This window comes from Eubacterium sp. SB2, assembly GCF_001244405.1.
Lineage (GTDB): Bacteria > Bacillota > Clostridia > Lachnospirales > Lachnospiraceae > Faecalicatena > Faecalicatena contortus_B.
In genome coordinates, this window is the sequence record NZ_LN865153.1 from 703,001 (window position 1) to 716,238 (window position 13,238).

Below are 13,238 nucleotides of genomic sequence, written 5' to 3' on the forward strand. Positions count from 1 at the left end.
AAACGATAGGCACTGCTATTTGCGCAGCCAGGATTAAATCATATCTTTTAAAAATGCGCAGTATGCCCTGTAAGCCTCATAGACATCCGCCTTGCTTGACACCTCCCATGGTGCATGCATGCAGAGCACTGCGACTCCGCCGTCTATCACTTCCATTCCAAACTGAGCCAGTATGTATGCTATAGTGCCGCCTCCTCCGACATCGATCTTGCCCATCTCTGTCATCTGGAAGGCAACCTGATTTTTATCAAATACTCTGCGCAGCTTTGCGATATACTCCGCATTCGCATCGTTGGAACCGCTCTTTCCCCTGGAGCCCGTGTGCTTCTTGATCACAAGTCCGTTTCCAAAGAAAGAAGAAGATTTCTTATCATACACATCTGCATACATTGGATCATACGCGGCCCCTACATCGGAGGAAATCATTGTTGAATTCGCAAGTGCATGGCGGAGCTTCAGTTCAGAGAAAACGCCCATCTTATCCAGCAGATCTGCAACTGCATTTTCAAAGAAACGGGAATGCATTCCGGTAGCACCGACGCTTCCGATTTCCTCTTTATCTACCAGGATACAGCAGGAAGTGCGTTTCACATCCTGAACATCCAGCATAGCAGCGAGTGAGGTATAAGCACATACGCGGTCATCCTGACCATAAGCCATGATCATACTTCTGTCCAGTCCGCAGTCCCTGGCCTTTCCTGCCGGTACAACTTCCAGCTCGGCAGACATCAGGTCTTCTTTCTCAATATCATAAGTCTCTTTCAGAAGCTTCAGAATCTGTGCGGCAGCCGCGTCCTTTTCCTCGCCTGCCAGCGGCCTGCTTCCAATCAGGATATCCAGGTTTTCCCCCTCCACCACGGTGTTTGCTTTCTTTTCCAGCTGCTTGCCTGAAAGATGTATCAGCAGATCCGTTACTACAAAAACCGGATCTTCGTCTTTTTCTCCAATTGAAACCTCTACCGTAGTTCCGTCTTTGCGTACTACTACTCCATGGATTGCCAGCGGAATCGTCACCCACTGATATTTTTTAATGCCGCCATAATAATGTGTATCAAAATACGCGAATCCACTTTCCTCATACAATGGATTCTGTTTCAGATCCATGCGCGGGGAATCGATGTGTGCACCGAGAATGTTCATACCATTCTCAACCAGTTCCTCCCCGATGTTAAAAAGCGCAATTGATTTGCCCATCCATGCAGCATACACCTTATCTCCGGGTTTCACTTCATTTGCCTTGGAGAGTTCTATGTAACCGGCAGCCTCAGCCTGTCTGATGACTTCTGTAACACACTCGCGTTCTGTTTTCCCTGTATCCAGAAACTTTTTGTAGTCACCTGTCAGCGATTCCAGTTCTTTTAACTGATCTTCTGTATAAACTTCCCACAAATTTTTTTCCATATCCTTTACCGCCCCCTGCAGATACTTGCAGTCTACGGATGCTCCAGTATCCGAAGGGCGCAGACACTGTATGCAAAATGCGTGCCTGCGTTATCCTTTCTTTTAATTTTATATTTACCGTCCGGAGAAAATGCCCCACACGTTTTGTACCAGATGCTGCTGATAGCAGATTAGGACGCAGCTCTTTTTCTAAAGAGTACGCCCTAAAATTGTTAAAATCTTAACTTTTCCTCGAAGTATGCTTTCAGATCTTCGATTTTGATTCTTTCCTGTTCCATGGTGTCTCTGTCTCGTACCGTCACAGCACCGTCTTCCTCTGAATCAAAGTCGTAGGTCACACAGAACGGTGTTCCGATCTCATCCTGACGGCGGTAACGTTTTCCAATATTTCCACGGTCGTCGAATTCACAGTTATAAAGTTTGGACAATTCTGCAAATACCTTTTCCGCACCCTCGTTCAGCTTCTTGGACAACGGCAGAACACCAATCTTCACCGGCGCAAGCGCAGGATGAAAATGCAGAACAGTACGCATGTCTCCGCCCTCCAGCTCTTCCTCGTCATATGCGCTGCAGAGGAATGCCAGTACCATACGGTCCGCTCCCAGTGACGGTTCGATTACATACGGGATGTATTTTTCTTTCTTCTCATCATCAAAATAGGACATATCCTGCTTCGATACTTCCTGATGCTGTGTCAGGTCATAGTCGGTTCTGTCCGCGATTCCCCACAGCTCGCCCCAACCAAACGGGAAAAGGAATTCCACGTCTGTAGTTGCCTTGCTGTAGAAGGAAAGTTCTTCTTTGTCGTGATCACGGTATCTGACCTCATCCTCTTTGAGCCCCAGTGAACTCAGCCAGTCAAGGCAGAACTGCTTCCAGTATGCAAACCAGTCCAGATCGGTGCCTGGCTCACAGAAGAATTCCAGCTCCATCTGCTCGAATTCTCTTGTACGGAAGGTAAAGTTACCGGGTGTGATCTCATTTCTGAAAGATTTTCCGATCTGTCCGATACCAAACGGGATCTTCTTTCTGGATGTTCTCTGGACATTTTTAAAATTCACAAAAATACCCTGGGCAGTCTCTGGTCTGAGGTAAACTGTGTTTTTCGCATCTTCCGTAACTCCCTGGAAGGTCTTAAACATCAGGTTAAACTGACGGATATCCGTAAAATTATGCTTTCCGCAGGAAGGGCACGGAATCTGGTGCTCTTCTATAAACGCGGACATCTGTTCCTGTGACCATGCGTCAACCGCGCCTTCGATTGCGATATCATGTTCCGCACAGTAGTCCTCAATAATCTTATCTGCCCTGAAACGCTCATGGCATTCCCGGCAGTCCATCAAAGGATCTGAAAATCCGCCCAGATGTCCGGATGCAATCCATGTCTGTGGGTTCATAAGAATCGCACAGTCCACGCCCACATTATAAGGGGACTCCTGAATGAACTTCTGCCACCAGGCTCTTTTCACGTTATTCTTTAGCTCTACACCGAGGTTTCCGTAATCCCATGTATTAGCAAGTCCACCGTATATCTCGGACCCCGGGTAAACAAATCCTCTTGTTTTGGCAAGAGCCACAATTTTATCCATCGTTTTTTCTACCATAATACTGCTCCTCACATTCTATTTCATCTCAATTGGTAACTATTATAACGGCTATGGGGGAGATTTTCAAGCCGTTTGCCCAAAAATCGGGATATAGTTAACGAGCTTTAGACTCGTTGACGGAAGCAGGACGCGAATGACGAGGTGAGTCCGGGCGCTGGCGGGGCAATGTCTGCTGGTGAAATGTCCTGACACTGCGCGAAGAAGCTGTAGAAGAAAACGGAACGGGAAGGGAGGTACCACCGCATTTGGCCCGAATGCCGATGCATTCGCGCCGCAGGCGGCTTCAGAATTTGCCTGGTAAGGCAAATTCTGCCCTCCCTTCCCGTTCCGTTTTCTTCAACAGCTTCTAATCGCTCGCTTTATGGACTTTTCACCAGCAGACATTGCCCCGCCAGCGCCCGGACTCACCTCGTCATTCGCTGTTGCATCCAGACGGCAGGTAAAAGCTCATTCCCCGGAGGGGTCCCGTGCGGTTGCAGCGGATGGGATAGAATTGGTGGTTCTGTTATGTCGGCATTAGTTAATGCTATCTAACCAAAAACAGTTCAAAAGATTCCATGCATAAAAGCTCTAAAATTCATTTAAGCAGGATGCCTGATACGCATAGCCCATTCCATCCGCCTCCCCCGTCTAGGTCGCCACCCTGGCAACGACTTCTTTCCTGCCGATCGGATGAACCAGCCAAGCGGACTGTAAGCGGCAAGCCCTCCGGCCTGTAGGGTCGGTTTCAAACGCCTTATAGCGGACGACTAGAAGCTCTTAGAGAGCCGGAGACACCCGGAAGGGCTGAAAATTGATTCTCCAAAATCAATTTTCAATCCGGCCTGTGCTGAAAAAATATCAATTTTTTCAGCGCATGCCGGATGTGCCCTTCCGGGTGCCTCCGGCTCTCTTAGAGCTTCTTCGTTAAGCGGTCAGGATTTGAAACCGACCCTACAGGCCGGAGGGCTTGCCGCTTACAGTCCGCTTGGCGTCCCCCCCATCCGCGCCGAGGCTTAAGCTCGTCGCTAACTCCCGTTTTATAGGAGAGTCTCAAGTATCTCCAGTGATTTAAACCGTTTATCTACGTAGACTTCCCTGTATCGGTCCAGTACCCGGGACAGTTGATCCAGCACTTTATCTGTCACATTAAATGTATACAACTTCTCTATTTTACTGCTTTCTATATATTGCATGCTATATAATGTCGAATTATCCAGATGGATGCCGTCTATGAGATCTCTGTCACATTCTGTGCATACTAGGCCTCCTTTTCGGACGCTGAATACAGCTGGGCGTTCCTTATCTCCGCACGACACGCACTGGAAAACTTCCGGACCCTCTCCGTTGATGCAGTAGGCCTTTAGTTCAAATATGTATCGGATGAGCCTGTTGGGAATATGCGGATTGGTCAGCGCTCTCATGGTCTGATATAAAAGTTTCAGCATTTCTCTCTCATCATTTGATTCTTTTGTATAATAATTTGCAAACTCGAGAAAATAAAAACCGTAATATGCGCCCATGATATCTTCCCGGAGTTCTGCAAAATAGTTCAGAACATTGACAGACTGTATCGTATGGGAAGAGCGACCCTCATACATGGTGAACTCCCCAAATGTAAACGGATTAACTGCGCCTACCAGAGGGCTGTTTGGACGCCTTGAGCCCTTGGCAAACGCAGCTAACTTTCCCTGTTCTTTTGTTAAAATTACTACTCTTCTGTCATATTCCCCAATTGGCGCTGTAGACAGAACCATACCTGTCAGTACAATCTGATTCACAATTGCTTACTCCCACACTTTTTTCCTTCATCTGCCCTTTCTTGTCTGCAGATTCCTGCATCTTATAGGACAGATAATCCTTCACACTTCCGGTTGCAAAAAACTTATTCCAGTATTCTTCTTCCATCAGATCACCTCTTCTTATGTGGTACATAATTCTGCGGCTTTGCCGCAGATCCGCCCGAAGGGCATGAGTTACGGGATGCCCTTGGGTATACATAATACTGCGGCTTTGCCGCAGCCCCGCCTGCCGGGTACTTGTTATATAATACCCTTGGGTTATACTATTAGGTTCTCCGATTCAAACAGCACTATACCTCGTAAAATCTGCCAGCACATTTTGGACAAAATGCCTTGACACCCTTATTTTTTCTGGCTTTGCTCTATCTTTGCTCGTCCTGGTAGCCAAAGTTTTTCATCATAAAATCACTGTCACGCCAGTTTTTCTGCACTTTTACCCAGAGTTTTAGATTTACCCTGCAGTCGAGCAGACGCTCGATCTCATACCTCGCGGTGCTGCCGATTTTTTTCAGCATACTTCCCTGCTTTCCTATGATAATTCCTTTGTGTGAATCTCTCTCACAGATGATCGTGGCGTCGATATGCATGACCCGTTTTTCCATCTTCATACTGTCAATCGCCACGGCGATTCCGTGGGGAATTTCTTCCTGCAGGCAGTGCAGGGCCTTCTCACGGATGAGTTCTGCTACGATTTGGCGCTCGGGCTGATCCGTAATCGTGTCTTCATCATAAAATTGCGGCCCGTAAGGGAGATGCTGCATAATTACCTTGACCAGCTCATCTGTATTATCACCATTTCTTGCAGATACCGGCACGATCGCGGCAAAATCATACGCCTTACTATATGCATCTATAAAAGTCAGGACTTCTTCTTTTTTTACCATATCTGTCTTATTGATCACAAGGATAACCGGTGTCTTAACATGCTTCAGTTGTTCGATGATATGCTGCTCTCCGGCGCCTATAAAGGTGGACGGCTCCACGAGCCACAAGACTACATCCACCTCGTTCAGCGTCCTTTCTGCAACATTTACCATGTATTCGCCCAGCTTATTTTTGGCCTTGTGGATCCCCGGAGTATCTACGAATACAATCTGGCCTTCCTCCGACGTCAGAACCGTCTGAATCCGGTTTCGGGTAGTCTGCGGTTTATTGGATGTAATCGCAATCTTCTGGCCGATCAGATAGTTCATTAAAGTAGACTTTCCCACATTTGGACGTCCGATCAAAGTAACAAATCCTGACTTATAATTTTCTTTCATTCTTTCACCTTTCATTTTGGCCTGAGTCAGAGTGTACATGGGCATTCACCGCCCCCGGCGGGCATCCGCTGCTGTGCGGACCGCCCCGTGCATAAACTGCACCACGGCGGATCTGCAGTTACTATACACGGCACTTAGCCGTGAATAGTAACAATCTGCAGCGCAAAACGGCCTGTGCCGGAGGCATGATCTGCCAAATACACGCTAAAACAATGTCTTTACCTCGCCAAACATATCTTTCTGTTCTTCTATTTTTTCTTCGCTTCCGATTACGCACAGCTGGTCTGCAGCAAGTACCGCCTCCACAACGCCTGCGAGTGCACGGATATCCTCCTGTTGCGCCCCAAGTATTTCCATGCGCTCTTTCCGGATCATGTCCGCCGACACATGATTCATATAGAGATTCATCGAACGGTCTCCTTTTGTGGCCGGAGTCATCGGACGGTCAATATTGCTGATGGTGCCGATGATATACTTATTCATGTCTCTTTCATCTACAGTAAACTTTCTGAGATAATCCACAACCCCTTCGTAAGTCTCCATGGTTTTCCTCAGATTCGGATCGCGGTAGGAGATAAAGTATCCCTCCCCAATCCGGTTGAAACTGCTCATGCAGCCGTATGCCCCGCCTTTAACGCGTACATTCTGCCACAGGTAGTCATAGCTTAAAATGACTTTCAGGATCTGGAGTGCTCCGTTGTAATCCGCTCCGTGGTCAATAAAGTTGCCCACCCTTGCAACATACTGCACTTTGGATGATGTCTTAAAGCCTTCATTTCTCTTTTTGCAGTGAATGATACAAGGTGTTTCCTCAGACTTTGGCTCCTCGTGAAGACCTGATTTTATTTTTCCGACCCCCGGTTTGATAGATTCCAGTCCTTCCTCTGCGGAAGTATAGCTTATCATCATATTATCTGCGCGGAAGATATCCATGGCAATCGCTTTGAGGTTCCAGATCAGTTCTACTTTCTTTTCTTCAAAGTTTTCTTCGATTTCCTTTACGGCCTGATAAAATCCAATGCCCTCCGTATCATCCTTGAACTTAGCAAGCGGTGAGTCATAGGACAGCGCACGCAGAGCCGACGTTGTATGGCCGGAGGACTGGAAGCTCATCTGCATCCTGGATTTCAGCATAGCCAGGATCTCTTTCAGACGCTTTTCATCATCCAGTTTGGATTCCATCAGAATCTCGCGCATCATGGCAAGCAGGATGTCCATCTTCGGATAAAGGGCCTTTCCTTTCATCTCCAAAGTGGCGCGGAATTCCTTTTCCTTTACTTTCGTTACATCTGCATACAGTTCCAGGGAAGTTCCGATTCCCCCGGTGTGGACATTGATCTCATTAAATAATTCTCCATAACCGTAATGATTGGTATCGATCATTCCGAGCACCGCCTGCAGCAGTCCGGCATATACCAGTTTTTCCTCCGGCACGCCGGATAAATCAAACATCAGTGTGATATACCCGATGCCATTTGTCTCCACATTGTGATGGATCATTTTAATGCCGTCCAGCTCTTTTTCTTCATTGCAGATCGGCGCAATTTCCCTGGAAATATCCTCCGGGCTCAATACCGGTATCTTCTCCTGATCCTCTTTCGGAGATTCTTCCTCCTGGTATGCGAGCAAGGATTTAGTGTCTTCTACTAATTTATTTATTTCTTCCCGACTTAAATTTCTCTTATAAGCCTGCAGTTTATCAGCCAGCTCTTTGTCCTGCCGTGCTGTCCTGCCCTTCTCCGGCTTCACCACTACGACAGAGGCGTGTGTATTGTCCAGAAGATAGGTCTGAATCAGTGACTCAAAATACCCGGTGTCCATCTGCTCTTTCAAAAAGTCAAAAGTCGGAATTGCCTGCATATGGATGAATGGTTTTTCTTCGTCGTAAAGCCAGCTGTCAAACATCTGAAGGCCGTACATGAGCCCCTTTGGATAGTTTCCAAAATCAGCTTCGCGGAAGCGGAATTCGTGGTAATTGATTCCGGCTTCCAGTGCCTTTTTATCGATTCCCTTCTCTACAATGTCTTTCAGTGTACCTTCAATAATTGAAAGGAACGCTTCTTTTTGCTCCACATTGGCATTCTTTGCAATCACCGAGAATATAGGCTGGTAGATCCCATTGTCATAGGACCCCATAATATCCTTGCCAATTCCGGCATCCACCAGCGCTTTCTTCAGCGGGGCTCCCGGTGCGGAAAGCAGCGCATAGTCGAGAATCTGGAATGCCAAATACAGCTTTTCATCCAGGCTCGTACCAATGACTTTGTTGTAGGACAGATACGTATTATCCTCCTCACCCTCCTCGCTTGAAATAGAATACTCGATCTCAAGTTCCTTCACTTTTTCGAAAGGCTCCTGGTATTTAATCTCGGAATCCAACGAAATCTGATCGAACCGGCTCAGGTATTCCCGGTCCAGCCACTGAAGCTTCTCTTCCATATCCATATCACCATACAGATAGATATAGCTATTAGAAGGATGATAATACTTTCTATGGAAATTCAGAAATTGCTCATATGTCAATTCGGGGATAAACTCCGGATCTCCGCCCGACTCATTTGCATAGGACGTATCCGGGAAAAGGGAATTCAAGACTACCCGGTCCAGCACTCCCTCAGGAGAGGAAAACGCCCCCTTCATCTCGTTGTAAACAACACCATTGTATTCCAGGTCCGCATCCGGGCTGTCCAGTTTATAACTCCAGCCCTCCTGGCGGAAGATTTCTTCGTGCTCGTAGATATTTGGATAGAATACCGCATCCATATATACATGCATCAGATTCTGGAAATCCTTGTCATTGCAGCTCGCAACCGGATAAACCGTCTTGTCCGGATAGGTCATGGCATTCAAAAAAGTGTTCAGGGAACCTTTCACCAGTTCTACGAAAGGGTCCTTAACCGGGAAGTCCCTGGAACCGCACAGTACAGAATGTTCCATGATGTGCGGAACACCCGTGCTGTCGGAAGGCGGGGTGCGGAATCCAATGGAAAATACCTTGTTCTCGTCATCGTTTTCCATTAACAGAACTCTCGCCCCGGTCTTTTTATGTCGCAAAAGGCTGCCCTTCGATTTTAAATCTGATAAGTCTTCTTTTAATATCAGTTCGTATGCATCCAAATCATAAATACTCATAGTACACCTCTCTTTTTATTCGATGTGAACATTATAGCATCTAAATCGTTACAATAAAAGGGGGCGGTTTGGGGGGAGGGAAGTTTTTTGGCTGGGTGGTTCGCGAAGTGTGCGTCAGAATGTCCGGCCGGGTGCAGATAAACATGCTGTGTGAGAAATGCGGGCGCTGCGCTAAGCGGCAGTAAGGAGGAAACGGACAGAAACGTATGGCACCGAAAGCATTCACCGTCCAGGCTGATGCCTGAACGGCTCAGGCTTTCTTGAAAACTGATTCGGAGATCAGTTTTCAGCCATACGTTTCTGTCCGTTTCCTCCTAACTGCCGCTAAGCTCGCTGGGAGCATTTTTCACACAGCATGTTTATCTGCACCCGGCCGGACATTCTGACGCACGCTTCGCTGGGCTCATCCGGGCGGAAAGCTTGACTCCCGGGGAGGGGGAACCGCTGTGGGGGTGGCGGATTGGAGTGAATTGGCGGACAGGTGTTTAACATCTACTGGGGGTGGAATAGGATGTGTTTTTGGTTGGTTTGGTCTGTGTATAGGGTTGCGTGTACTCCGTATACTTCGTGGATTGTTTTTTCTGTCAGGACTTCCTGGGGCGGGCCTTGGGCTGCTATTTGGCCGTTTTTTAGGACGTATATGTAGGTGCAGTAGAGTGCGGCTATGTTTAGGTCGTGGATTGCGGCTATTATGGTTTTGTTTTGGGCTTTTACCAGATTCATTAGTTCTAGCTGGTATTTGATGTCCAGGTGGTTTGTGGGCTCGTCCAGGATCAGGCAGGGTGTGTCCTGGACGAATGCGCGGGCTATCAGGACTCTTTGTTTTTCGCCTCCTGAGAGGGTGAGAAAACTCTGATTGCTTATGGAATGGAGTCCGATCTTTTTTAAGATTTCTTGTACTGTTTTTTTGTCGGTTTTGTCTTCTGATTCCAGCATCTTTTTTCTGGCGTGGCGGCCCATCATTACGACTTCTTCTACGGTAAAGTCAAAGCTTGATTCCTGCTCCTGGATGAGGACCGATAATTTTTCTGCCATTTCACGGTTGCTTATGGCTGTTAGATCTTCCCCCATGAGGAAGATGCTGCCTTCCTGTGGTTTGAGGACTTTGTATATGTTTTTTAGAAGTGTAGACTTTCCGCTGCCGTTCGGGCCGATTATGCCTACAAATTCTTGCTTTTTTATGTGCATCTCAATCTGGGATAGTATTTGTCTGTCCCGGACTTGATAAGAAAGTTCTTTGATTTCTATCATTTCATACTGATCCCCCTATTTAAATTCGTATTGACGCACCTTTATCATCCATAGGAATAATGGCGCCCCGATAAATGCTGTCAGGATTCCTATGGGGATTTCCGTCGGCGGATGAAGCATTCTGGCTCCCACATCTACCCAGATCATGAATAGGGCGCCTGTAAGAACTGAAAGCGGGATTAGTTTTTTGTGATCTGCTCCTACGATGGAGCGGACCATATGGGGAACTACCAGCCCGATAAAACCAATACATCCGCTTACTGCAACTGCAGAGGCTGTCAATAAGGCAGACACAATGATGAGAATCCGCCTCACAATATTTACGTTTACTCCAAGTGTAATGGCTGAATGTTCTCCCATCAGCAGTGCGTTTAAGGCCCTGGACAGGTACATCAGGCACAAAAATGCCGGGATTATGAGTATCCCCAATAAAGGGATATCGCTCCATGCTGCGCTTCCCAGTCCACCCAGCATCCAGAAGGTTGCCTCTCTTACTGCCGCATCATTCGGAGCTGTATATACGATGTAATTCGTCAAAGCGCTGAATAAAGATGAAACAGCGACTCCCACTAGTATTAAACGGATTGGAGTCACTGTATTTCCTGTTCTTGCCAGAGTGTACACAAAAAGCATTGATACAAGCGCTCCGGCAAAAGCTCCTGTGGAGACAGTTAACCTCCCGCCCCATGGAAGCCAGACCCCGGCAAGCATTGCCAGTACGGCTCCCAGAGATGCGCCGGATGAGATTCCCAGCACATACGGTTCTGCAAGCGGATTCTTGGTAAATGCCTGCATACAGATCCCGGAAAGTGTTAGACCCGCTCCTACAAGGCCGCCCAGCAGAACCCTGGGCACCCTTAAAAACCAGACGATATTCTGTGTACTGCTTTTCATTTCTTCTATAGAAATCAGATGCTCCAGGCCAATGTACTGGGATATGTTATACAGTACAATTTTCCAGACGGAAAAAAAGTCTATGGTAACCGGCCCGATTCCGACGGCCAAAATAATAGAAATGATAAGCAGTATACAAAGAATAATCGAGCTTAAAACGCTATGTTTCTTTATAGTCATACAAATATTCTTCATACCTGTGCATCACTTTCATTCAAAACAGTCCGGATGGAATGCCTTTGCAAATTTTTCAATTGTATCCCCCGTCATAGAGCTTGCGAATACCTCGCAAAGATTTACAGAAATAATTCTGTCATTTGCAATTGCCGGTACGGCTGCCAATGTCGGATTCTCTTTTAATTCGGATATTTTCTGTTCTAAGGAAGTATCGCCGTAATCGTCTATTACAATAACTTCCGGGGCACGCTCCACTACTTCTTCCCAGCTTACATTTGCCCAGGTCTTATCCATATCGGAAAAGATATTTTTCCCTCCTGCGTGTTCAATCAGTTTTGCAGTAAAATTATTTCCGCAGGTATATGCTCCGCCATCTTGCGCCATATCATAAACAAATACTTTTACGGTTTCCTGACCCTTCACCGCATTTTCTGCCGACTCGATCTGAGCTTTCATTGCATCTACGATTTCTTCTGCTTTATCTTCCAGATCAAAGATGCGTCCAAGGTTATAAAAATCTTCATATACAACATCAACATCTGCACCGATGGTATACCCTTCAATAGACGCTAGTGACATGATACCATAGCCGTTTAATGTCTCGTGTTCTGTATTATTTTTTTCAGAAAATGCACTGGACCGCCCATAAATAAAATCCGGCTCCTCAGCCAGAATTGCCTCCAATGAGGGGGCTGACTCTGCAAGTTCCGGAATCTTCAAATACTCATCATTCCACTTCGGGTTGATTTTAGAATTTGTATATGCCCTGCCTATAATTTTGTCTCCCAGTCCCATTGCCATTAATTCGTCACCCGTGCATGCATTTGCTGCAATTACTCTTTCAGGCACGTGTGTAAATGTAACTTCAATATCATCCTGCGTTTTTAATGTGAAAGGAAATTCCCCCTCAGATTTAGATTCTTCTTCCTGTGCCGGCTTTGCCTTTTCCGCGGCTGCTGCATCCGCATCGGAAGCATCTTTTCCACATGCTGTAATACTCATTCCTAATGCAAGCACCAGCATTATGCTAATCAGTTTGTTTCTCAATTTCATACTTTTTCTCCTCTTTTCAATAATAGTTTAAAACTATCCTCATAGATATCCATCTTCATTTTCTCCATTTTGCTTATAACTGCATAAGAATAGAACGGGCTAGACCACTTTGCGCGCCGCCGCGATGCCGCTTTGCGGCTATATACCTTATCGCGGCGTGTGCATCTTTGTGATATAGGAAATTCCTCTGGAATTTCCTATATCACAAAAAAGACATCTGCCCGAAATTAGCAAATGTCTAATACATGTGTATCCATTAGGTATACACAAATAAAGTTGTTTTCAAAAATGTACATAACAACTTTAAATATTCAGACAGGACGCTTTTAACCGGAAGTTTCCTCTCTTATTCGTCAAACAGGTTTCCTGACTTCCAGATTATCGCTCATGCTGTGCCTTCTCACAAAATAAAGATTCTGCAATGACATCTTACAGCTTTCACTCCCTGGATACAGTGGCCGGACCGTTCAGGCTTTTCACCTGATTCCCTTTTACCTCTTACGAGCATTTGATGAATAGTATGATTCAGTTTTTCCAGACAAACATACCCTGAAATAAGAAAATTGTCAATAAAAGAACGGGGATCTGATAAAAAATTACAAATAGTTCTTATATTTTTCGTAATAACGCGAATACCCGCCCCGTTGCAGATACACATGCTGCGGGACAGGTATTCTGAC

The 13,238-nt window shown here is 46.3% G+C and carries 9 protein-coding genes and 1 riboswitch; all 9 genes read right to left on the reverse strand.

The window, feature by feature from the left end:
- Nucleotides 1-33: 33 nt before the first annotated feature.
- The 9 genes from BN1938_RS15550 to BN1938_RS15590 all read right to left on the reverse strand — a co-directional run bounded on the left by BN1938_RS15550 (nucleotide 34) and on the right by BN1938_RS15590 (nucleotide 12,558).
- Nucleotides 34-1,401, reverse strand: a complete 1,368-nt coding sequence (locus tag BN1938_RS15550; protein ID WP_050641471.1) for an aminopeptidase — start codon at nucleotides 1,399-1,401, stop codon at nucleotides 34-36.
- A 212-nt stretch (nucleotides 1,402-1,613) separates the two neighbouring features.
- Nucleotides 1,614-3,005: a glycine--tRNA ligase gene (locus BN1938_RS15555; RefSeq protein WP_050641472.1), complete on the reverse strand. Its 1,392-nt coding sequence runs from the start codon at nucleotides 3,003-3,005 to the stop codon at nucleotides 1,614-1,616.
- Nucleotides 3,006-4,027: 1,022 nt separating this feature from the next.
- The gene (recO, locus tag BN1938_RS15560) at nucleotides 4,028-4,768 is read right to left on the reverse strand and encodes a DNA repair protein RecO (protein ID WP_242843873.1); all 741 of its coding nucleotides are present in this window, start codon (nucleotides 4,766-4,768) and stop codon (nucleotides 4,028-4,030) included.
- A complete protein-coding gene (locus BN1938_RS15565) occupies nucleotides 4,710-4,895 on the reverse strand; it encodes a hypothetical protein (RefSeq protein WP_050641474.1) in 186 nt (61 codons plus the stop codon). The genes recO and BN1938_RS15565 overlap by 59 nt, the downstream gene beginning before the upstream one ends.
- 256 nt (nucleotides 4,896-5,151) lie before the next feature.
- Nucleotides 5,152-6,051, reverse strand: a complete 900-nt coding sequence (gene era, locus BN1938_RS15570; protein ID WP_050642720.1) for a GTPase Era — start codon at nucleotides 6,049-6,051, stop codon at nucleotides 5,152-5,154.
- 204 nt (nucleotides 6,052-6,255) lie between these two features.
- Nucleotides 6,256-9,183 carry an insulinase family protein gene (locus tag BN1938_RS15575; protein WP_050641475.1) on the reverse strand — a complete coding sequence of 976 codons (2,928 nt, stop codon included), beginning with the start codon at nucleotides 9,181-9,183 and terminating at the stop codon, nucleotides 6,256-6,258.
- Nucleotides 9,184-9,675: 492 nt separating this feature from the next.
- Nucleotides 9,676-10,434 carry an ABC transporter ATP-binding protein gene (locus BN1938_RS15580; protein WP_050641476.1) on the reverse strand — a complete coding sequence of 253 codons (759 nt, stop codon included), beginning with the start codon at nucleotides 10,432-10,434 and terminating at the stop codon, nucleotides 9,676-9,678.
- Nucleotides 10,435-10,449: 15 nt separating this feature from the next.
- Nucleotides 10,450-11,508, reverse strand: a complete 1,059-nt coding sequence (locus tag BN1938_RS15585; RefSeq protein WP_242843874.1) for a FecCD family ABC transporter permease — start codon at nucleotides 11,506-11,508, stop codon at nucleotides 10,450-10,452.
- Between the two features lie 30 nt (nucleotides 11,509-11,538).
- Nucleotides 11,539-12,558, reverse strand: coding sequence for an ABC transporter substrate-binding protein (locus tag BN1938_RS15590; protein WP_050641478.1), 1,020 nt, complete (start codon nucleotides 12,556-12,558; stop codon nucleotides 11,539-11,541).
- A 338-nt stretch (nucleotides 12,559-12,896) separates the two neighbouring features.
- Nucleotides 12,897-13,085, reverse strand: a riboswitch (cobalamin riboswitch).
- Nucleotides 13,086-13,238 lie beyond the last annotated feature (153 nt).

Excerpts from the sequence above, each read along its gene's own strand:
- BN1938_RS15550 (WP_050641471.1), bottom strand. The coding sequence starts at position 1,401 with ATGGAAAAAAATTTGTGGGAAGTTTATACAGAAGATCAGTTAAAAGAA.
- BN1938_RS15555 (WP_050641472.1), bottom strand. The coding sequence starts at position 3,005 with ATGGTAGAAAAAACGATGGATAAAATTGTGGCTCTTGCCAAAACAAGA.
- BN1938_RS15565 (WP_050641474.1), bottom strand. The coding sequence starts at position 4,895 with ATGGAAGAAGAATACTGGAATAAGTTTTTTGCAACCGGAAGTGTGAAG.
- era (WP_050642720.1), bottom strand. The coding sequence starts at position 6,051 with ATGAAAGAAAATTATAAGTCAGGATTTGTTACTTTGATCGGACGTCCA.
- BN1938_RS15575 (WP_050641475.1), bottom strand. The coding sequence starts at position 9,183 with ATGAGTATTTATGATTTGGATGCATACGAACTGATATTAAAAGAAGAC.
- BN1938_RS15580 (WP_050641476.1), bottom strand. The coding sequence starts at position 10,434 with ATGATAGAAATCAAAGAACTTTCTTATCAAGTCCGGGACAGACAAATA.
- BN1938_RS15585 (WP_242843874.1), bottom strand. The coding sequence starts at position 11,508 with ATGACTATAAAGAAACATAGCGTTTTAAGCTCGATTATTCTTTGTATA.
- BN1938_RS15590 (WP_050641478.1), bottom strand. The coding sequence starts at position 12,558 with ATGAAATTGAGAAACAAACTGATTAGCATAATGCTGGTGCTTGCATTA.